Raw genomic sequence first — 19,685 nt, forward strand, 5'->3', positions numbered from 1 at the left:
CAGGTGTTCAACCATCACTTGCGTAGCTGGCCAACCCGATTCAGAAAGCCCCTTGCCCGTGTCATGCGTGCAGGGTGTTTTTTTATTGGTGCCGGTTACACTGGTGAGAGTGCTACCAACCCACTAGCAATCTGGTGAGTGCATGTCACGTTTCATCTTTGTCACCGGCGGTGTGGTGTCGTCTCTGGGTAAGGGGATCACTTCAGCATCCCTGGCCACTTTGTTGGAAGCCCGCGGCCTCAACGTCACCCTGATCAAAATGGATCCCTACATCAATGTGGATCCCGGCACCATGAGCCCTTACCAGCACGGTGAGGTATTCGTGACTGAAGACGGCGCCGAAACCGACCTGGACCTGGGTCACTACGAGCGTTTTATCCGCACTCGCCTGAGTCGCCGCAACAGCTTCACCACCGGCCGTGTCTATCAGGACGTGCTGGACAAGGAGCGCCGCGGTGAATACCTGGGCGCCACCGTGCAGGTGATCCCCCATATTACCGATGAGATTAAGCTGAAGATCCGCGAAGGGGCAGGGGATGCGGACGTGGCCATCGTGGAAATCGGTGGTACTGCCGGTGACATCGAATCCCTGCCGTTCCTGGAAGCGGCGCGGCAGATGCGTGTGGAGCTGGGGTCCAGCCAGTCCCTGCTGGTGCATTTGACCCTGGTGCCCTATATCGCCACCGCTGGCGAGATCAAGACCAAGCCCACCCAGCATTCCGTGAAAGAGCTGCGCTCCATCGGCCTGCAGCCGGATATTCTGGTATGCCGTGCGGATGACCCGATTCCGCAGAGTGCCCGGGACAAGATCGCCCTGTTTACCAACGTGGAAGCCCGAGCGGTGATTTCCTCACCGGATTGCAAGACCATCTACCAGGTGCCCCGTGGCATGCACGAGCAGGGCCTGGATGACATCGTGGTGGAGAAGTTTGGCCTGGATCTGCCGGAGCCGGATCTGGGCGAGTGGGATCGAGTGGTGGAAGCTCAGCTCAATCCCGAGAATGAAGTCACCGTGGGTATGGTGGGTAAGTACATCGAGCTGGTCGACGCCTACAAGTCGCTCAATGAAGCCCTGATCCACGCCGGCATCAGCAACCGTGCCAAGGTCAACATCCTTTACCTGGATGCGGAAGATATCGAACGTGAAGGCACCGGCGTGCTGGAAAATCTGGACGCCATCCTGGTGCCCGGCGGCTTTGGGGACCGGGGTACCGAAGGCAAGATCGCTGCCATTCGTTACGCCCGAGAAAAGAAGGTGCCGTATCTGGGTATCTGTCTTGGCATGCAACTGGCGGTGATCGAATACGCCCGCCACGTGGCCGGCATCGAAAAGGCGCACTCTTCCGAGCTGCGCCCGGATACGCCGGACCCGGTGGTGGGCCTGATTACCGAGTGGACCACCGAAGACGGTCACAAGGAACAGCGCTCCGAGGAATCCGATCTGGGTGGCACCATGCGCCTGGGTGGCCAAGAATGTATTCTGGAGGCGGGTAGTCGTGCCGCCGAATGTTATGGCAGCACCCGAATCGTCGAGCGTCACCGTCATCGCTACGAGGTGAACAACAATTACCTGCCACAGCTGGAAGGCGCTGGCCTGAAGATCGTTGGCCGCTCCACCGATGGCGAGCTGGTGGAAGTGATCGAAGTGGCAGACCACCCGTGGTTTGTGGCTTGTCAGTTCCACCCGGAGTTTACTTCCACGCCCCGTGACGGGCATGGTCTGTTCAAGGGCTATGTGGCTGCAGCCCTGGCGGAACAGAAAGCACACTAAGGAAAGGGGTGTACGCGTTATGCAGAAGACCATCAAGCTCGGCGAGCTGGAATTTGCCAACGACAAGCCCATGGCCCTGTTCGGTGGCATGAATGTGCTGGAGTCCCGGGACATGGCCATGCAGGTGGCGGAAGCCTATGCGCAAGTGACCAGCAAACTGGGTATCCCCTGGGTGTTCAAGGCCAGCTTCGACAAGGCCAACCGTTCCTCGCTGAGTTCCTACCGAGGCCCGGGCATGGACGAAGGCCTGAAGATCTTTGAAGAGATCAAGCAGACCTTCAACTGCCCGGTGATCACCGATGTGCATGAGCCCTATCAGGCCGCACCGGTGGCGGAAGTGTGCGACATCATTCAGCTGCCAGCCTTTCTGGCCCGGCAGACGGACTTGGTGGTGGCCATGGCAAAGACCGGGGCCATCATCAACATCAAGAAGCCCCAGTTCCTGGCTCCCCACGAAATGAGCCATATCCTGCACAAGTGCGAGGATGCCGGTAACGACCAGCTTATCCTCTGCGAGCGTGGGTCCAGCTTCGGGTACAACAACCTGGTGGTGGACATGCTCGGCTTTGGCATCATGAAAAAGTTCAACTACCCGGTGTTTTTCGACGTGACCCACGCCCTGCAGAAGCCGGGCGGGCGCGCGGACAGCGCCGATGGCCGCCGTGCCCAAGTGGCCGAACTGGGCCGTGCCGGGATCAGTCAGGGCATTGCCGGACTGTTTCTGGAAGCCCACCCGGACCCGGATAACGCCAAATGCGATGGCCCCTGCGCCCTGCGACTGGACCGTCTGGAGCCATTCCTTGCCCAGATGCAAACCCTGGATAATACCGTCAAGGCACTGCCTGCCTTTGAAAACAACTGATTGAAGAGAGATTGACTGTCATGTCCAAGATCGTTGACATCAAAGCCCGCGAAATTCTCGACTCCCGTGGCAATCCCACCATCGAAGCCGATGTGATTCTGGAATCCGGCGCCTCCGGCAGTGCCTGTGCGCCCAGCGGTGCCTCCACCGGTTCCCGCGAAGCGCTGGAACTGCGTGATGGCGACAAGGCCCGTTACCTGGGCAAGGGTGTTACCAAGGCCGTTGGCAATGTGAACTCCGCCATCCGTGAATTGCTGGTGGGAATGGACGCCTGCGACCAGAAGGCCCTGGACAAGGCCATGATCGATGCCGACGGCACCGAGAACAAAGCCAACTTTGGCGCCAACGCCATCCTCGCTGTGTCTCTGGCAGCGGCCAAAGCGGCGGCGGTGGACCAGGGTAAGCCCCTGTACGAGTACATTTCCGACCTGCAGGACGATGACAACGAGTACTCTCTGCCGGTACCGATGATGAACATCATCAACGGTGGTGAGCACGCCGATAACAACGTGGACATCCAGGAATTCATGATTCAGCCGGTGGGTGCTCCTACCGTGGCCGAAGCGATTCGCTACGGCGCCGAGATCTTCCACGCCCTGAAAGGCGTGCTGAAAAAACGCGGCCTGAACACCGCAGTGGGTGATGAGGGTGGTTTCGCCCCGGATCTGCCCAGCAACGAGGCCGCTCTGGAAGCGATCATGGAAGCCATCGAGATTGCCGGTTACAAGGCCGGTGATGACGTGACCCTGGCCCTGGATTGCGCTGCCAGCGAATTCTACAAGGACGGTAAATATGTGCTGGCCGGCGAAGGCCGCAGCATGAACTCCGAAGAGTTTGCCAGCTACCTGGCAGAGCTGTGCGACCGTTATCCGATCATCTCCATCGAAGACGGCATGGATGAGTCTGACTGGGATGGCTGGAAAATCCTGACCGAGAAGCTGGGCAACAAGGTGCAGTTGGTAGGCGACGACCTGTTCGTGACCAACACCAAGATCCTCAAGCGCGGCATCGACGAAGGGGTGGCCAACTCCATCCTGATCAAGTTCAACCAGATCGGTTCTCTCACCGAGACCCTGGATGCCATCAAGATGGCCAAGGATGCCGGCTACACTGCGGTGATTTCCCACCGTAGCGGCGAGACCGCCGACAGCACCATCGCCGACCTGGCTGTGGCCACTGCCGCTGGCCAGATCAAGACCGGCTCCCTGTGCCGTTCCGATCGGGTGGCCAAGTACAACCGCCTGATTCGTATTGAACAGGAACTGGGGCGCGCGGCTTACCATGGTCGTAAAGAGTTCAAGTTCCTCGGCTAAGTAATGTCAGATACCGGAACCAGCAGGACAGCAAAGGGATCTGGCAAGCGGGAGACCATGCAGTTGTCTCCCGCCAGACAGATCGTGATTGCGCTGCTGGCTCTGGTGTTTGTCGGCCTGCAGGCCCGCTTGTGGTTTGGTGAGGGCAGTTTGCGGCATGTGGCCACCCTGGAAAAAGAGGTGGCCAGACTCAAGCAGAGCAACGCCAAACTGAATGAGCGCAACCGACTGATGGCCGCCGACGTGAAAGACCTCAAGCAGGGCACTGAAGCGGTGGAAGAGATTGCCCGCAAGGACCTGGGCATGATCCGCGACGGTGAGACCTTTTTCCTGATTCTCGAACAACCCCGGGGCGGCGAGTGAATCCTGTCATTAGCGGCCCTCTCTATGCGGTGGTACCGGCTGCCGGTATCGGTGAACGCATGGGGGCGGGTTTTCCCAAGCAATACCTGTCACTGGCCGGCAAGACCCTGGCCGAGCATACCCTCAATCGCTTGTTGTCGTTTGCCCCCATCAACCGGGTGTTGGTCGCAGTGTCCGCGCAAGATCCCTGGTGGCCGACGCTGGGTGTTTCCAGACATTCCCGTATTACCACCGTCAATGGCGGAGCCGCCCGGGCGGAATCCGTGCGTAGCGGTGTGGCCAGGGCACTGGAGCTGGGAGGAGAAAACGCCTGGGTGCTGGTCCATGATATGGCGCGTCCCCTGGTGCGGTTGTCCGATATCCAGAATCTGCTCGACCAGACCGACGCCCAGGGCGCCATCCTGGCGTTGCCGGTGGTGGACACCATCAAGCAGGCAGGCGATGACAATCATATTGCTGCCACCCTCGACCGTGACTGCATCTGGCGTGCGCTGACACCGCAACTGTTTCCCGCCCGCGCACTGCACGATGCCTTGCAGGGCGATCTGGCCGGTATCACCGATGAAGCCTCCGCCATGGAAAGAACGGGTTGCCGTCCGGCGCTGGTGGCTGGACACAGCGACAATATCAAGATTACCGTCCCGGAAGATCTGGCACTGGCTCGCTACTATCTGGGCCGTCAGCTGGGCGATGAGGAGGGCATGCTGTGAGTATCCGTATCGGCCAGGGCTTTGATGTGCATGCCTTCTGCGAAGGCGATCACGTGATGCTGGGTGGTGTGGCGATTCCTCACAGTCAGGGGCTCAAGGCGCATTCTGACGGCGATGTGGCTCTGCATGCCCTGTCTGACGCCTTGCTTGGTGCTCTGGCGCTGGGCGACATCGGCCACTATTTCCCGGACACCGACCCCCAGTGGAAGGGTGCAGATTCCGGCAAGCTGCTTGCTGCTATCTACCAGGACGTGACCGCTGCCGGCTGGCAACTGGGCAATGCGGATCTGACGGTTATCTGCCAGGCACCGAAACTGGCACCCCATATCGACATCATGCGCCAGCGTATCGCCGACCTGCTCGGTTGCCATATGGGGCAGGTTTCCGTCAAGGCGACCACCACGGAAAAACTCGGTTTTACCGGCCGTAAGGAAGGTATCGCGGTGCAGGCCGTGGTGTTGCTTGTGGCATCAGCGGGGGCTCAATGAGCCTTCCCCGCGCCCATGGCGGCCCGGCAGCCACGGGTGTGCTGAAAGCTTCCCCGGCAGATTTCCAGGTAGTCGAACACATGCATGTGCGCCCGGAAGGCGAGGGTGAACACCTGTGGCTGGAAATCGAGAAAACCGGCTGGAATACCGAAGATGTGGCCCTGTTACTGGCCAAACAGGCGGGAGTTCACCGCCTGGCCGTGGGCTACAGCGGCCTCAAGGACAAGCACGCCATTACCCGCCAGTGGTTCAGCCTGCACTTGCCCGGCAAGGCGGATCCGGATTTCGTCTGGCCCGAGGGCCTCAGGGTTCTGCAGGGCCTTCGCCATCGCCGCAAGCTGAATCGGGGCACTCACCGCGCCAACGGGTTTATCCTTCGTGTCACTGATTTTCAGGGTGATCGCCAGAAGCTGGAACAGCAACTGGCCACCATTGAGCGTCAGGGCGTGCCCAACTATTTTGGTGAGCAGCGTTTCGGTCGCGGTGCCGGCAACCTGGTGCGCGGCACGGAGTGGCTGTGTGGCGGCGAAGCGCCGCGCAAGAAAGCCCTGCGCAGCCTGTGGTTGTCAGCGGTACGTAGCGATCTGTTCAACCAGGTGCTGGCCGAGCGCGTTGACCGGCAATGCTGGGACCGGGTACTGGCCGGCGACCTGCTACAGCCGGAAGGAAGCCGTGGTCTGTTCCCGGCAGATGACGACCCTGAGGCAGGGGAAAGAGTGATTGCCGGCGAGGTTAATCCCACCGCCCCTTTGCCGGGGGTGCCGGGCATGGCATCATCTGGCCCTTGCCGGGAACTGGAACAGCGGATACTTGCGCCACATGCCGACGTGATTGACAGCCTGTGCCGTATCGGCGTTGACGAAGCCCGCCGGGCAACACGCTTGCCGGTACGGGACTTGCAGTGGGCCTGGCAAACGGAAAGGGAAGGGGAAGTGTGTCTGGAGCTGGCGTTTACGCTGCCCACAGGCGCTTTTGCCACGACAGTGATGGCGGAAATTATAAAGCCTGAATAATCCGCCGAGAGGCAAATCCAGAGGCAAAAGAAGTACAGATGGATATCCAACTTAGCGGCATCGGCATGACCTCTGCACGGACCCGGGATCGTCTGGTGCAGCGGCTGCGCGATGCCGGCATCAGTGACGAACGTGTGCTGGATGCCATTCGCAATACGCCGCGTCACCTGTTCATCGAAGAAGCCCTGGCTCACCAGGCTTACGACGATACCGCGCTGCCCATCGGCCATGGCCAGACCATTTCCCAGCCCTGGGTGGTGGCGCGCATGACCGAATTGTTGATCGCCAACGGCAGGCCCTCCAAGGTGCTGGAGATTGGCACCGGTTGTGGTTATCAGACGGCGGTACTGGCCCAGTTCTGCGATGCCCTCTATTCCGTGGAACGCATCCGGCCATTGCAGGATCAGGCGCGCAAGCGGCTGATAAAGCTGGGTCTGGCCCGGGTTCAGCTCAAGCATGCCGATGGCGGTTTCGGCTGGAAGAGCGAAGCCCCCTTTGATGCCATCCTCGCCGCCTGTGCCCGTGCAGAAATTCCCGATGATCTGTTGTCACAACTGGCAGACGGCGGCCGCCTGGTGATGCCGGTGGGCGGTGATCGCAAGCAGATACTCACGGTGGTCGACCGCGACGGTGACAAGTTCCATGTGCAATCACTGGATGCGGTGCGCTTCGTGCCATTCCAGCGTGGTGTGATGCGATAAGGCAGCTACAAGCTTCAAGCTGCAAGCTACAAGGCGCGACCAGAATGGAAATTAGCGAATAAGCATTGCCCGCGCCCAATCGTCTGGAGCGCGGAATCTGGTGGCGATGAAAATACAATACTGAGCCCGTGTTGCAGCTTGAAGCTTGTAGCTTGCGGCTTATCAACAACGCAGGGACAACATGATCCGACCCGGTATTTTCTTTCGCGGCATGGCCATGGGCGCTGCCGATGTGGTGCCCGGTGTCTCCGGTGGCACCCTGGCGTTGATCACCGGCATTTATGAAGAGTTGATCGATACCCTGGGCGGGCTGACGCCGCGTTTGTTGAAGGTATGGCACCAGCAAGGCTTTGTGGCGTTCTGGGGCCAAGCCAACCTGACCTTCCTGGTGACCCTGCTGGCGGGCATCTTTACCAGTATTGCCCTGCTGGCACGCCTGATTACCTGGCTGCTGGACACCCACCCGGTGCCGGTATGGGCGTTCTTCAGTGGCCTGATTCTGGCCAGCATCTTCCTGGTATTGAAACCTCTGCAACAGCGGGGGGCTGTGCAGATCGCCGCCTTTGTGGCGGGTACCGGCGTTGCCGTGGCCATCGGGTTGGCACCGGCCCTGTCGGCGCTGGGCAGTGGCGCAACGGTATTTTTCTTCAGTGGCATGCTGGCCATCTGTGCCATGATCCTGCCCGGCATTTCCGGCAGTTTTATCCTTCTTTTACTGGGAATGTATCAACCGGTGCTGGAGGCGGTGAAGCAAGGTGAGATACCGTTGTTGCTGGCCTTTATGGCGGGTTGTGCCATTGGCCTGCTGAGTTTTGTGCATGTGCTTAAATGGACCCTGCACCGTTACCACGACACGGTGATGGCCTTGCTGGCCGGTTTCATGGCCGGGTCCTTGTTGAAACTGTGGCCCTGGCGGGTATCGGGAGAACAGGGACTGGCCGATCGCTGGCTGTCACCGACGGAATACGCCACGCTGACCGGTGAAGGATCGCAATTGACCATGGCTTTACTGGCCGCGTTGCTGGCGACAGTGCTGGTGTGGCTACTGTATCGGGTGGCACCCGTGCATAATGTTGCGCAGGATTCGTAGGCAATGAATTTCCGGTACCGTGAGCCGGTACCGTTTTGACGGAGTGGGTGATGGTGTGCCAACGGCCGACAGGTAGCGATTCATTCTGATGCGTACCCTGGCGACGGCATTGATCTTCCTGGTGGTAAGCGGCTGCAGTGCGGGCAATTTTGCGCCGGTCGTGGATATCTATGGACAAGAGCCGCGAACCAGCAAGGTCACTGCTGGCACCCATGAAGTGCGTAGCGGAGAGACCCTGTACTCCATTGCCTGGCGTTATGGCTGGGATTATCGCGAACTGGCCCGGGCCAACCGGATCCCGGCCCCCTATACTATTTATCCGGGGCAGCGCATTTCCCTGGCGCTAAAGGCTCCATCCGGCAGTGGCTCCTCGGCGCCCAAACCAGCACCGAAACCCGCGAGCAAACCCCAGAACAAGCCTGCCAGTAAGCCGGAACCTGCCAAGCCGCAAAAAACACCGAAACCCCAACCCGCTGGTACTGCTTCAGCAGGTTCCACGGTGGGGCCAGTGAGCTGGCGCTGGCCGGCCGGGGGGCAGGTGGTGGAAACCTTCTCCAGCGATAACCATGGGCGCAAGGGCATTGCCATTTCCGGTAAACCCAACAGTCCGGTGGTGGCTGCTGCGGACGGGCGCGTGGTGTATCGTGGCAGTGGTCTCACCGGCTACGGCAACCTGTTGATTCTCAAGCACAGTGACCGCTGGTTAAGCGCCTACGCCCACAATGACAAGATGTTGGTCAAGGAAGGGGATGCGGTAAAAGCCGGACAGCAGATCGCCGCCATGGGGGCCACGGGTACTTTCCGTACCCAGCTGCATTTCGAGATTCGCAAAGATGGTAAACCGGTGGATCCACTCACCTATTTACCGAAGAAATGACACCTTTGTTCGCCAACGGAATCCATCCATGACCACTGAAACCCGCCGGCAACATCGCCTCCTCATGGTTGCGGCCCTGTCGTCGATCTTTACAGCCTTGCTGTTGATAGCGGCGAAGACGGTGGCCTGGCTGATGACCGGTTCTGTGAGTCTGTTGGCTTCGCTGGTGGATTCGGTAATGGATTCACTGGCTTCGCTGATCAATTTCTTCGCCATTCGTTATTCCCTGGTGCCCCCTGATGAAGAGCACCGTTTTGGTCATGGCAAGGCGGAAGCGCTGGCGGGGCTGGGCCAGGCAGTTTTTATCGCCGGCTCGTCGATATTCTTGATCCAGCAGTCCGTCCTCAAGCTGATTGACCCGCAGCCGATTGAGCACAATACGGTTGGGGTAGTGGTGATGGTGTTTTCCATTGTCCTTACATTCGGTTTGCTTCTGATTCAGAAATTCGTGGTCAGAGAAACTGGCTCCACTGCCATTGAGGCCGATTCACTGCATTATGTGTCTGACCTGTCAGTGAACGCGGGGATTATTCTGGTGCTGCTGGTCAGCCAGTATGGTTTTCTGTGGCTTGACGGCGCTGTGGGGCTGGTGATCGCCCTGTTTATCCTCTACAGCGCCTGGTCGATTGCCGGTGAGTCCATTCAGCTGCTGCTGGACCGGGAAATTCCGGGTGATGTACGTGATGTGGTGGGTGCTATTGTGGCAGAACATTCGCAGGCGCTGGGCTTTCATGACCTACGCACTCGCCAGTCCGGGCGCACCCAGTTTATCCAGCTGCACGTGGATATGGATCAGAATCTGTCATTGCGTGAAGCGCATGAACTGGCGGAACGTATCGAGCTGCGAATCCGCCAGGCCTATCCCGCGGCGGATGTGATTATCCATCAGGATCCGGTGGCTGTAGGTCCCAGCGTGCCGGTGGAAACTCCCCACAATAGTGACCCCTGATTCCTTTCTTGCCTGGCTGCCTGTGCTGTGCGGTCAAGGCTTCCTGTTAGAGTAAACACATTGTATTCATGTGGTCTTTTGAGTAGCTTCAAGGCTGTGTTTTTGCGTTGAGGACAGACCATGAAAAGCCAGCTTCAGGCGCGGCGGGTTTCCGCTATTTGGCAACAGGGCATGGCCCGCCGGCGGTTTCTGAAATGGGGCCTGCTGGGTTCTGCCGGCGTGGCGGCTGTGGCCGCCGGTGGTTTTGCCCTGCTGCGTCGTTCCCCTCTGGATCAGCAATCTGCACCGGCCTGGGCGCAGGGTCTGTCTGATGCGGAATATCATCTTTTCGATCGCGCAAGACAGGTACTTTTGCCCGTTGACGGTACTGCTCTGCTGCCCAGCGAACAGGTACCTGTGGTGGAAAACGTGCAAACACTGCTTGGGCATTTGCATCCTCTGACACGAAAGGAGGTGGCTGCCGGTCTGGGGCTGTTCGATAACGCCGCAGTGCTCACTCGAGGCAGCCGTTTTGTCGATTTGAACGATGAGGATGCCCGTGCCTATTTCGATAACTGGGGGCAGGGCAATGTGATCCAGCGAACCCTGGCCACCGTTATCAAGCAGCTTGTCTATAGCGCCTATTGGCAGGATTCCGCCACCTGGCCGCCCACCGAGTTCGATGGTCCGGTGAGTGACCAGTGGGGGCTGGAGTATCTGGGTAATGCGCCCCTGCCGGACGGTGTGGCTGACGGAGAGGCACGGGCATGAGCGAAGTGAAATGGCAGGCATCCGGCCTGCGAGTCCATCAGGCCAGTGATGTCACCCGCGACCATCTGCAGCTTGAAGCGGATGTGGTGATCGTCGGTTCCGGCGCCGGTGGTGCTGTTAGCGCCTATGAGCTGGCCAAGCGTGGCTTCAAGGTGGTGGTACTTGAAGCGGGGCCCTATGTCCCTTCCAAAGACTTCACCGAGAACTTTACCGAGAGCCTGGAGACTCTCTATCAGGACCATGGTAGCCAGAGTAACAGCGATGGCGATTTACTGGTGTTGCAGGGGGCCTGTGTCGGTGGCTCCACGGTGGTCAATGGCTGCGTCTGTTTCCGAACCCCGGACTTCATTCTGCAGGACTGGCAGCGGGATTTCGGCTTGAATGAGCTCACCGCTGAAGAACTGGCACCGTATTTTGACGAAGTGGAAAAGAACCTGGCCGTTCATGATAACGGTGAGCATGAAATTCCCCGGCACGGCCGCCTGATCCGGGCCGGCGCCAACCGACTGGGCTGGTCGGTGAAGCCACTCAAGCGCAATATCCGCCAGTGCGGCCTTACCGGGCACTGCCTGTCCGGCTGCAAGACCGAGCGTAAGCAATCCATGCTGGTGACCTATCTGCCGTGGGCCGCCGCCCATGGTGCGCAGATTTACGCGGATACCCGGGTAGAAAAAATCCTCACCCGCGAGGGCAAGGCCAGCGGTGTCGAGGCGACCATTACCCGCCACGATGGCACGGTGGCCGCGACCCTTTCGGTTGCTGCACCGCGCGTCATTCTCGCCGCCGGGGCAGTGCAGACCCCCTTGCTGTTGCTCAAGAGCGGGTTGGCTAACCGCTCAGGGCAGGTGGGCAAGAACTTCGCCTGCCACCCCTCGCTGTATGTGCCGGCCCGTTACCCCGAGCCGGTGTATCCTTGGCGCGGTGCCATGCTGGGGGTCTATGTGGATGAGTTCATGCATCCAGACAAGGGCGGGTTCGTGCTGGAAGACGGTGGGGCAGGGCTGGTGGAACTGACCATGGCGGCTGAGCCCGGCACCGGCAAGCCGTTCATGGATTACATGGCCAACGCCAAGTATCTGGCCGGGCTGGTAACCCTGATCCACGACCACAATGTGGGCAGCATCGAGTGGGACGGTGAGCGCAAGAAGATCAACTATCAGCTCAGCAATTCCGACTTTCCTGCCATGCAACGGGCACTGAAAGCCGCTGCCAGGCTGCATCTTGCCGCCGGGGCCAGCGAAGTTTATGTGCCCGCCAGCGATCAGCGGATCATCCGCAGCGAGGCCGATATCGATAGCCAGGTGGATGGCCTGGAAAACCAGCCTCAGCACCTGCGTATGGTCAGTTATCACCCCCAGGGTACCTGTCGCATGGGTGCAGACCCGGACCACAGCGTGGTCGCCGCCAATGGCCAGGCCCATGATGTGCCCGGCCTCTATGTGGCCGATGCCAGCCTGCTGCCCACCTCCATCATCGTTAACCCGCAGATTACCGTGTACGCGCTGGCGACACGAATTGCCCGCCATATGGCCTGATCCTTTCAGGAGTGACTGACAGGATGTTGGTTACTCCCGGACACAGGGGCTTTGGCGTTTGTAACGGTTTGTTATAGACTGAGACCTGCATCCGTGGCCTCATCGCGGCGCCTGACGTAAGCCTTTGCCGCCACAGAAAATTTTCTTCAGTCGGTCGTATTGCCTGATACGCCGCTTCTTCAGAAAATCTCCTGTGACAACAAATTCTTTCGCCATGCATCCACGCTGAAGCCACGGATACAGGTCGCTAAAAATTCCGCTCCACCAATAACAACAAGGACCCAAAGGAACAGGGTCTGCCCAGGAGAGGGTTAGATGAATAACAACAAGCGTGCGCCGCTGCCCGGCTTTCTTGCCGGTCTGGAGCCGTTGAGCCGCCGCAGTTTTCTGCGCAGTTCCGTGCTCGCCAGCGCCGCAGTCACCTCCGGTTGTGCCAGTATGTTCGGGCGACGCGATGCCCCGGAAACGCTGCAATATCACAGTCTCAATGAGGACGAAGCCCGGGTCATTACCCGCCTGACGGAAGTCATGTTGCCCACCGCCCGTTACGGTTTGCCCTCCAGCACCGAGGTTGTTCCCACGGTAGGAAACGTGGATGCCATGTGCCAACGCATGCCACAGCAGACCCGTGAACTGCTTGGTCTGGGCATCTGGGTGTTCAACAACCGTCCCATGGTCAGCTTCAAGTTCAGCCGGTTTACCTCTCTCTCCGATGACAAGGCGCTGGATTACGTTAACGCCATGCAGGAAGGCTCATTCTTTGAACGCGGTCTGATGACCACACTGAAGGCGCTGGTGGCATTGAACTACTGGCGTGATGAGCGCACCTGGCCGGGGCTGGAATACCATGGCCCGGTGACCGAAGTGTGGGGCGTGCGTCGGCTGGGTAATGCACCGTTGCCGCGAGCCTGACAGGGGGAATTATGGCTTTTGTACGTGTCGCCCGTGACGGTGTCCCCGTCACCGAGGCAAAAGATGTGGCCCTGGATGCAAACCTGGGCAAACGCTTCACCCTGAAAACCGATGTGGTCGTGGTGGGCTCCGGCGCTGCCGGCTCCATTGTGGCCTATGAAATGGCGAAGGCCGGCCGCGATGTGCTGGTGCTGGAATCCGGCCGTTATTATCCCAGCTCCCGGTTTACCGAACACCTGGGCGATACCATGACCCAGATCTATCAGGATCAGGTCGGCCAGGTGAATACCACTGCGGATATCATTTTTGTGCAGGGCGCCTGTGTGGGTGGTTCCACGGTGATCGGCGCCTGCGTGATGGAAGAGCCCGGCGATGCAGTGCTGGATGGCTGGGCGAGCCGGTATGGCCTGGAGAATCTGTCGGCAGAAAAATTCCGGCCTTATCTGGATGGCGTGGCCGACCAGTTGCAGATCCATATCAACGAGGCTCATGAAATCAATGCCTGTGCCCACAAGGTGATCCAGGGCTGCGAGAAAATGCAGTTTTCCTGGAAACCGGCTCAGCGCAATGTGAAGCAGTGTGCCTTGACTGGTCACTGCCTGGCCGGCTGCCCCTCCGACCGGAAAATGAGCTCTCTGGTCACGCATCTGCCCTGGGCTGCCGCCTATGGTGCGCGGATCTTCTCGGACACCGAAGTGGTGCGTGTACTTACCCGCGACGGCCGTGCCCGTGGCGTGGAAGCGCGTATTACCGACCCGGACAGCGGCGCCCATGTGGCGGACATGCAGGTGGATGCGGATATGGTGGTACTGGCCGCCGGTGCTATCCACACGCCGCTGATCATGCAACGCAGTCAGGTGGAAGATCGCAGCGGCCAACTGGGTCGCAACCTGTCCATTCAGCCCTTCACCCAGGTACTGGGCAAGTTCAAGGAGCCGCTGTTTGGCTTCCGGGGCGCGCTGGTCGGGGTGCAGGTGGATGAGTTCACCCGCACCGATGGCTATACCATCTTCTCGGGCCTGGCGGAGCCGGAATCCTTGCTGGCCCAGGGTGACATGAAGGCGGGCAAGGCCCACATCGACTTCATGAAAAACTACAAGTACTACGCCGGGGTGAATGCGTTCAGTACCGACCAGGGCAGGGGGCATGTGGAATGGTCCGGGGATGCCTATACCGGTGACAAGACCATTCACTGGAACCCGAACCGGGAAGAGTTCGATAACATGAAAGCGTCTGCTGCCCTGGCGGCGCGAATCTTCTTCTCCGGTGGCGCGGAAAAGGTCTACATGCCCACCTTCCAGAATCTGGAAGTGGATTCGGTCTTTGCGCTGGATGAAACCCTGGACAAGGTGGATTTCGGTTTAAAGGGCATGTACACCTTCCGGGCCAACAGCTTCAGCCCCCACGGCACTTGCCGAATGGGGTCGGACCCCTACGAGGCGGTGGTTGCCCCCACAGGGCAGGTATATGGCACAGCAGGCCTGTTTGTGGCTGATGCCAGCCTGATCCCGGAACCGATGACGGCGCCGGTGCAATGGACCGTACAGGCGCTGGCCCAGTATGTGAGCGATCAGATCAACGAAAACGCGCACAGTTACTTTATCGGTTAACCAGAAACAGCACGAGACGCAACGCTGGCGTTGCGTCTCGGGGCTACGTGCTCTCCGAGTAGACGCCTCGCCACCCTCCAGACTAAGCCCGTTTTTTCTCAGTGAACGCTGTGCCCTCTGTGGTAAAAAAATGATTTCCCATTGGTGGTCACGACGCAAATCGCGGCCACCACGGCGTCATTCGCCATCCCCGCCTGTGCTAGCATTGATGCCCTAGTCGGCACGTAATTTCAGGAGAGTAATCATGCCGGGTTTTGAATTCGCAACCACTCATCGTGTACTGCTAGAGGCGGGTGCCGCCGGGCGTTTGCCCGGGCTTTGTCAGGAGCGGGGCGCCAGTCGTGTGCTGCTGGTCACGGATCCGGGTATTCGTAGTACGCCACTGCTTGGGCCGGTAGAAGACAGTTTCCGGCAAGCGGGGATGCCGCTGGCCATTTTTGATCAGGTCAGTGCCGATCCGGCTGACACCATTGTGCTTGACGCTGCCCGTCAGGCCCGTGAGACACGGGCCGATCTGGTGATTGGCTTCGGGGGCGGCTCTTCCATGGATGTGGCCAAGCTGGTGGCATTGCTGGCGCACCCGGACGCCAGCCAGCAGCTGTCGGATATCTATGGGGTAGGGTTGGCCACGGGGCCGCGCCTGCCGTTGATACAGGTGCCCACCACGGCGGGTACCGGGTCGGAAGTGACGCCGGTGGCGATTGTGACCACCGGGGCTACTACCAAGGCCGGTGTGGTGGCGCCATCGCTGCTGCCGGATCTGGCAGTACTGGATGCGGAGCTGACTCTGGGCCTGCCCGCCCATGTGACGGCCGCCACCGGGGTGGATGCCATGGTCCACGCCATCGAGGCTTACACCAGTGCCCACAAGAAAAACCCCTATTCGGACATGCTGGCCCGTGAAGCGCTGCGCTTGTTGGGCGACAACCTGGTGACCGCAGTGCAAGAGGGCGGCAATCTGGCGGCCCGCGAGGCCTGTCTGCTGGGGGCCATGATGGCCGGGCAGGCCTTCGCTAACGCGCCGGTGGCTGCAGTGCACGCGCTGGCCTATCCTCTGGGCGGGCATTTCCATATTCCCCACGGGCTGAGTAACTCCCTGGTGCTGCCGGAAGTGCTGAAATTCAATGCTGTTGTCGCCGCGCCCCTGTACGCAGAGCTGGCGCCGATTCTCAGCGATCAGACCTTCACGGATGCCAGCGGTGGTGCCCAGGTGCTGATTGCTGCTCTGGAGACTCTCATTGATGCGGTTGGGTTACCGGTCCGCCTGCGCGATGCCGGCGTTAGCGAAGACAGCCTGGAAACCCTGGCAGCGGATGCAATGCTTCAGCAGCGTCTGCTGATCAACAATCCACGGGAAGTGTCCCAGGCGGATGCTTTGGCGATCTACAAGGCGGTGTACTGATGGCAGGGAAGGGCAATCGGCCAGATCGAGGCGAGTATGGCTATCTCTGCCCGGTGGATAGTCGCTGGAGCGACAACGACATCTACGGCCATATCAACAACGTGGTTTATTACAGCTATTTTGATTCCACCATCAACCGCTATCTGATCGAGCAGGGCGGCCTGGATATCCATGATGGCGAACATATCGCCTACGTGGTGAGCTCTGGCTGTGATTATCTGGAAGCTGCTGCCTACCCGGAATCACTGGCTGTGGGCATGAAGGTGGACAAGCTGGGTAACAGTTCGGTGCGTTACGGTCTGGCACTGTTTGGTGATGAAGGGGCCGCGAAGGCGACGGGATTTGTGGTGCACGTTTTTGTGAACAGGAAAAGCGGCCGACCGGTACCAATTCCGGAGCCGTTACGGGCAGCGCTGGAAAAGCTCGCCTGACAGGCAGATTCGTTTTGCCTTTAAACCTCTCATATGGGGAGGGAATAAATGAGCCTACGGATAGAAAAAGCCCGGCCTTTTGAGCCGGGCTTTTTTACGTCTGACCGCTACAGTCAGTTGGGGAAGAAGTTCAACTTGTAGTCTCCCTTCCAGGTTTCCACATTCATGGCGCCAAAGTTCATGCCTTTGGCGATCAGCATGATGCGTCTTTCCAGTTGGCTGTCGCCCAGCTGGCTGGATTTCACTTTCACATCCTGTACATCGCCGTTGGGGGCGATAACCAGGTAGAGAACCACGGTACCTTGCAGGGCAGGATTGCTGCGCAGCGCACGCTGGTACTGGCTGTTGAATTTTCCAGCATAGCGGTCGAATACGCGTCGTAGCTGCTCCTGGGTACGGCGGCTCTTGCCGTCGCTGCCCTTGCGGCTCGTACTGGCCACTTGGCCGGATTCGGCAATCTTGCTGTCCACCTTGCCGCCACCCACGGTGCCGGCGGATAGGGTGCCGCCTCCTCCACCGCCGCTGGATGCCTTGGCGGTTGCCACGCCACCGGAGCCGGTGCCGGCACGTTTGCCGATCAGATCCCGTTCGGCCTTGGCCGCGCTATCGCCGCCACTGCGCAGACTGTCTCCGGAATTCACCAGTGGCCCAATGTCATCCAGACCAGCCAGGGAATCACCCAGATCCTCTTCAAGGCGGGCCTGAGCTTTTTCCCGAGCCTGTTCCCGCTGTTCTTCGGTGGGGCGGGGCCGCGGTTCCGGTTTGGGCTCGGGCTTGGGTTCCGGCTTCTGTTCTTCTGGCTGAGGTTTTTCCTCCGGTTCTTCTTCTTCGGGCTCCGGTTCCGGTTCGGGCTCTGGGGGCGGAGGTTCTTTCTGTTTCTCAAGAACCAGCTGTGCCAGCCGTTCCGGGATCTCCTGTTGTTCCCTCGGATCCGGCTTTTCAATGGTGACTGATTCCACCAGGATCATTAGCAACAATGACAGGATCAGCAGCGTGATGACGATGCCGTAAAGGCGCCGGTCTTCCCCCTCTTGTTTGTCCCAGGGCAGGGACCCATCAATGAGTATGCGCAGCTTGTTATTATTTTTCTGCGTCATTCAGACTCCTCCTCTGCCACTTTCAGGACGGCAAAGGCGACCTTGGTGTAGGGCGTCTCCATGCAGCTACGCATCAGTTTCTTGATGACGGCATAGGGCACATCCCGGTCGGCCTGAATCATGATCTCCCGCTCTTGTTCCGGGTCCAGTGCGAGGGCCCGGGAGGCGCGGAATTTCAGTTCTTCCACCAAGGCATCGACGGTGCGCTCTTCTTGCGCTTTTACTGCCTGGGTATCGGCAATCTTGCGACCATCGATCACCACTGCGGTGGGGCTGACCTGGATGATGAGAACATCGTTGGGCAACTCCTGGGCGGTGGATTCCGGTAGCTGGATATCCTGGTCATCCGGCAGTTTGGCGGCGTTGTTGTTATTCACCAGCAGAAAGATCAGCAGGATGGTGAAGATATCCATCAGGGACGTCAGGTTCAGGGTTGCAACGGTCTTGTTGCGGCGATGATGGCGGGACATACGGCGCGCGCGAGCTGATTTCTTCATGCGTCACCTCCCGTTCTGGCAGCCTGATCCTGTGGTGCCGAACCGATGCTGATGCTCGGGAAAAGCTCTTTCTTGATGCTCTGGCCATTGATCTGCGTGTTATACAGACGCACAGCGTCCATTGTGTGAATCATCACCTCATAGGGGGTGTCATCCTCACAGAGCAGGGTAATGGCGGTTTCCTCAGGAAACTTCTCTTTCAGGGTAACGAGATAGTCGTGCAGGGCAGCGCTGTCGTGTTCGCCGTCCTTGTTATCCACGATTTTCAGTACGGCACTGGTGTTGCGGTCCACCACTTCGTAGCGGTCACCGTAAATCAGCACTTCCAGTACCAGTTTGTCTTTTTCGTCGTCTTCCGAGGGTGGACTGCTGTCATTCACCGCGGGCAGGTTCAACTGCAGGATGGAAACCTGCGCGAAGACCGCGTTGATCAGCAGAAAGGGAATCAACACTACCATCAGATTCAGAAAGGCAGTGATGTTCAGTTCCACATCGGTGTCGCGCGAACGTCGTCTGCGAAATCGCATACCGGATCCTTACACCAGATTGGCAGAAAACAAGAAATTGCGGCTTACTGGCCGTCGTTCTTGCGCTCTTGCTGGGCAGAAACCTGGCGGAAGACGTTAACGAATTTCACCGAGGCCATTTCCATGCTGTCCACCAGTTTGCCGGCCATGGCGTTGATAAAGGCAAACGCCAGCAGCATAGGGATAGCCGCAATCAGGCCGAAAGCGGTGGTGTTCATGGCAACGGAAATAGAGGCGGAAAGCAGGTCGGCTTTCTGTGCCGGATCAGCGCTGGCCACTGCGGTGAAGGCGCTGATCAGGCCGAGAATGGTACCGAGCAGACCGAGCAGGGTGGCGATGTTGGCAAAGGTGCCGATATAGGGGGTGCGGGCCTCCAGGCGGGGAATGATTTCCATCAGCCCTTCTTCCATGGCCAGTTCGATGTCGTCGTGACGCTTGGCAGTCTTGGCACGCTCCAGGCCATAGCCGATCACTTTAGCCATGCCGGTGTTGCTGCTGCTGACCACATCCAGGGCCTGACGGAACTGCCCCTTGGCGATCAGCGGATAGACGTCTTTCCAGGTTTTCTGGTTTTTTGCCTTGGTAGCCTGAAGGTAAATGATACGTTCCAGGGACAGGGCAAGGCCCAGAGCCAGGACGACCAGAATGGGATACATGAAGAAACCGCCATCCTGAATAAAGGTGATTGCGGTCTCAACAACGCCGTTGTTCTGCGCGGTGGCGGTGGTGGGCATGGACTTCTCCTGCGGTAATACCTGTTAGTGTTATTGTCTGCTGCGCAGCAAAG

21 protein-coding genes are annotated in these 19,685 nt (G+C 59.2%); 17 read left to right on the top strand and 4 right to left on the bottom strand.

The genetic code is table 11. From position 1 onward, the window contains the following. The first annotated feature begins 142 nt into the window (after positions 1–142). The 17 genes from KZ772_RS02245 to KZ772_RS02325 all read left to right on the top strand — a co-directional run bounded on the left by KZ772_RS02245 (position 143) and on the right by KZ772_RS02325 (position 16,777). Complete coding sequence (locus KZ772_RS02245; protein ID WP_290538266.1) at positions 143–1,771, top strand: CTP synthase; 1,629 nt, start codon at positions 143–145, stop codon at positions 1,769–1,771. Positions 1,772–1,790: 19 nt separating this feature from the next. After that, entirely contained in the window at positions 1,791–2,633 is an 843-nt protein-coding gene (gene kdsA, locus KZ772_RS02250) for a 3-deoxy-8-phosphooctulonate synthase (protein WP_290538267.1), read from the top strand. A gap of 20 nt (positions 2,634–2,653) precedes the next feature. After that, positions 2,654–3,946: a phosphopyruvate hydratase gene (gene eno, locus KZ772_RS02255; RefSeq protein ID WP_290538268.1), complete on the top strand. Its 1,293-nt coding sequence runs from the start codon at positions 2,654–2,656 to the stop codon at positions 3,944–3,946. 57 nt (positions 3,947–4,003) lie between these two features. Further along, a complete protein-coding gene (locus KZ772_RS02260; protein WP_290509800.1) occupies positions 4,004–4,309 on the top strand; it encodes a septum formation initiator family protein in 306 nt (101 codons plus the stop codon). Continuing rightward, positions 4,306–5,019, top strand: coding sequence for a 2-C-methyl-D-erythritol 4-phosphate cytidylyltransferase (gene ispD / locus KZ772_RS02265; protein WP_290538269.1), 714 nt, complete (start codon positions 4,306–4,308; stop codon positions 5,017–5,019). Before KZ772_RS02260 ends, ispD begins: the two co-directional genes overlap by 4 nt. Positions 5,020–5,021: 2 nt before the next feature. Next, positions 5,022–5,507: a 2-C-methyl-D-erythritol 2,4-cyclodiphosphate synthase gene (gene ispF / locus KZ772_RS02270; RefSeq protein ID WP_290539507.1), complete on the top strand. Its 486-nt coding sequence runs from the start codon at positions 5,022–5,024 to the stop codon at positions 5,505–5,507. Continuing rightward, positions 5,504–6,520 carry a tRNA pseudouridine(13) synthase TruD gene (locus KZ772_RS02275; protein ID WP_290538270.1) on the top strand — a complete coding sequence of 339 codons (1,017 nt, stop codon included), beginning with the start codon at positions 5,504–5,506 and terminating at the stop codon, positions 6,518–6,520. The genes ispF and KZ772_RS02275 overlap by 4 nt, the downstream gene beginning before the upstream one ends. A gap of 38 nt (positions 6,521–6,558) precedes the next feature. Continuing rightward, entirely contained in the window at positions 6,559–7,221 is a 663-nt protein-coding gene (locus KZ772_RS02280) for a protein-L-isoaspartate(D-aspartate) O-methyltransferase (protein ID WP_290538271.1), read from the top strand. A 181-nt stretch (positions 7,222–7,402) separates the two neighbouring features. Then, entirely contained in the window at positions 7,403–8,311 is a 909-nt protein-coding gene (locus tag KZ772_RS02285) for a DUF368 domain-containing protein (protein WP_290538272.1), read from the top strand. 88 nt (positions 8,312–8,399) lie between these two features. Further along, a complete protein-coding gene (locus KZ772_RS02290; protein ID WP_290538273.1) occupies positions 8,400–9,188 on the top strand; it encodes a peptidoglycan DD-metalloendopeptidase family protein in 789 nt (262 codons plus the stop codon). Positions 9,189–9,216: 28 nt separating this feature from the next. After that, positions 9,217–10,137, top strand: coding sequence for a cation diffusion facilitator family transporter (locus KZ772_RS02295; protein ID WP_290538274.1), 921 nt, complete (start codon positions 9,217–9,219; stop codon positions 10,135–10,137). Between the two features lie 120 nt (positions 10,138–10,257). Next, complete coding sequence (locus tag KZ772_RS02300; protein ID WP_290538275.1) at positions 10,258–10,887, top strand: hypothetical protein; 630 nt, start codon at positions 10,258–10,260, stop codon at positions 10,885–10,887. Beyond that, positions 10,884–12,422 (top strand): GMC family oxidoreductase, encoded by a 1,539-nt coding sequence (locus KZ772_RS02305; protein ID WP_290538276.1) that lies wholly within the window; start codon positions 10,884–10,886, stop codon positions 12,420–12,422. Before KZ772_RS02300 ends, KZ772_RS02305 begins: the two co-directional genes overlap by 4 nt. Before the next feature lie 315 nt (positions 12,423–12,737). Continuing rightward, positions 12,738–13,334, top strand: a complete 597-nt coding sequence (locus KZ772_RS02310; RefSeq protein WP_290538277.1) for a transcriptional initiation protein Tat — start codon at positions 12,738–12,740, stop codon at positions 13,332–13,334. Between the two features lie 11 nt (positions 13,335–13,345). Next, positions 13,346–14,944, top strand: coding sequence for a GMC family oxidoreductase (locus KZ772_RS02315; protein WP_290538278.1), 1,599 nt, complete (start codon positions 13,346–13,348; stop codon positions 14,942–14,944). A gap of 244 nt (positions 14,945–15,188) precedes the next feature. Further along, the gene (locus KZ772_RS02320) at positions 15,189–16,346 is read left to right on the top strand and encodes an iron-containing alcohol dehydrogenase (protein WP_290538279.1); all 1,158 of its coding nucleotides are present in this window, start codon (positions 15,189–15,191) and stop codon (positions 16,344–16,346) included. After that, positions 16,346–16,777, top strand: a complete 432-nt coding sequence (locus KZ772_RS02325; RefSeq protein WP_290538280.1) for a thioesterase family protein — start codon at positions 16,346–16,348, stop codon at positions 16,775–16,777. The genes KZ772_RS02320 and KZ772_RS02325 overlap by 1 nt, the downstream gene beginning before the upstream one ends. A gap of 113 nt (positions 16,778–16,890) precedes the next feature. Here KZ772_RS02325 and KZ772_RS02330 read toward each other — a convergent pair whose 3' ends face one another. The 4 genes from KZ772_RS02330 to KZ772_RS02345 are packed head-to-tail and all read right to left on the bottom strand — an operon-like array spanning position 16,891 to position 19,632. Further along, positions 16,891–17,874 carry an AgmX/PglI C-terminal domain-containing protein gene (locus tag KZ772_RS02330; RefSeq protein ID WP_290538281.1) on the bottom strand — a complete coding sequence of 328 codons (984 nt, stop codon included), beginning with the start codon at positions 17,872–17,874 and terminating at the stop codon, positions 16,891–16,893. Further along, positions 17,871–18,371 (bottom strand): biopolymer transporter ExbD, encoded by a 501-nt coding sequence (locus tag KZ772_RS02335; RefSeq protein ID WP_290538282.1) that lies wholly within the window; start codon positions 18,369–18,371, stop codon positions 17,871–17,873. The genes KZ772_RS02330 and KZ772_RS02335 overlap by 4 nt, the downstream gene beginning before the upstream one ends. After that, positions 18,368–18,898, bottom strand: coding sequence for a biopolymer transporter ExbD (locus KZ772_RS02340; protein WP_290538283.1), 531 nt, complete (start codon positions 18,896–18,898; stop codon positions 18,368–18,370). Before KZ772_RS02340 ends, KZ772_RS02335 begins: the two co-directional genes overlap by 4 nt. Before the next feature lie 44 nt (positions 18,899–18,942). Then, the gene (locus KZ772_RS02345; RefSeq protein WP_290509783.1) at positions 18,943–19,632 is read right to left on the bottom strand and encodes a MotA/TolQ/ExbB proton channel family protein; all 690 of its coding nucleotides are present in this window, start codon (positions 19,630–19,632) and stop codon (positions 18,943–18,945) included. Positions 19,633–19,685: the final 53 nt, after the last annotated feature.

It is taken from the genome of Alcanivorax sp. (genome assembly GCF_019431375.1).
Taxonomy (GTDB): Bacteria; Pseudomonadota; Gammaproteobacteria; order Pseudomonadales; family Alcanivoracaceae; genus Alcanivorax; species Alcanivorax jadensis_A.

Coding starts and splice junctions, on each gene's coding strand:
- KZ772_RS02295 (WP_290538274.1), top strand. CDS start 9,217: ATGACCACTGAAACCCGCCGGCAACATCGCCTCCTCATGGTTGCGGCC.
- KZ772_RS02280 (WP_290538271.1), top strand. CDS start 6,559: ATGGATATCCAACTTAGCGGCATCGGCATGACCTCTGCACGGACCCGG.
- KZ772_RS02315 (WP_290538278.1), top strand. CDS start 13,346: ATGGCTTTTGTACGTGTCGCCCGTGACGGTGTCCCCGTCACCGAGGCA.
- KZ772_RS02285 (WP_290538272.1), top strand. CDS start 7,403: ATGATCCGACCCGGTATTTTCTTTCGCGGCATGGCCATGGGCGCTGCC.
- KZ772_RS02310 (WP_290538277.1), top strand. CDS start 12,738: ATGAATAACAACAAGCGTGCGCCGCTGCCCGGCTTTCTTGCCGGTCTG.
- KZ772_RS02330 (WP_290538281.1), bottom strand. CDS start 17,874: ATGACGCAGAAAAATAATAACAAGCTGCGCATACTCATTGATGGGTCC.
- KZ772_RS02325 (WP_290538280.1), top strand. CDS start 16,346: ATGGCAGGGAAGGGCAATCGGCCAGATCGAGGCGAGTATGGCTATCTC.
- KZ772_RS02305 (WP_290538276.1), top strand. CDS start 10,884: ATGAGCGAAGTGAAATGGCAGGCATCCGGCCTGCGAGTCCATCAGGCC.
- KZ772_RS02335 (WP_290538282.1), bottom strand. CDS start 18,371: ATGAAGAAATCAGCTCGCGCGCGCCGTATGTCCCGCCATCATCGCCGC.
- kdsA (WP_290538267.1), top strand. CDS start 1,791: ATGCAGAAGACCATCAAGCTCGGCGAGCTGGAATTTGCCAACGACAAG.
- KZ772_RS02245 (WP_290538266.1), top strand. CDS start 143: ATGTCACGTTTCATCTTTGTCACCGGCGGTGTGGTGTCGTCTCTGGGT.
- KZ772_RS02320 (WP_290538279.1), top strand. CDS start 15,189: ATGCCGGGTTTTGAATTCGCAACCACTCATCGTGTACTGCTAGAGGCG.
- KZ772_RS02300 (WP_290538275.1), top strand. CDS start 10,258: ATGAAAAGCCAGCTTCAGGCGCGGCGGGTTTCCGCTATTTGGCAACAG.
- KZ772_RS02345 (WP_290509783.1), bottom strand. CDS start 19,632: ATGCCCACCACCGCCACCGCGCAGAACAACGGCGTTGTTGAGACCGCA.
- KZ772_RS02275 (WP_290538270.1), top strand. CDS start 5,504: ATGAGCCTTCCCCGCGCCCATGGCGGCCCGGCAGCCACGGGTGTGCTG.
- KZ772_RS02290 (WP_290538273.1), top strand. CDS start 8,400: ATGCGTACCCTGGCGACGGCATTGATCTTCCTGGTGGTAAGCGGCTGC.
- eno (WP_290538268.1), top strand. CDS start 2,654: ATGTCCAAGATCGTTGACATCAAAGCCCGCGAAATTCTCGACTCCCGT.
- KZ772_RS02260 (WP_290509800.1), top strand. CDS start 4,004: ATGCAGTTGTCTCCCGCCAGACAGATCGTGATTGCGCTGCTGGCTCTG.
- KZ772_RS02340 (WP_290538283.1), bottom strand. CDS start 18,898: ATGCGATTTCGCAGACGACGTTCGCGCGACACCGATGTGGAACTGAAC.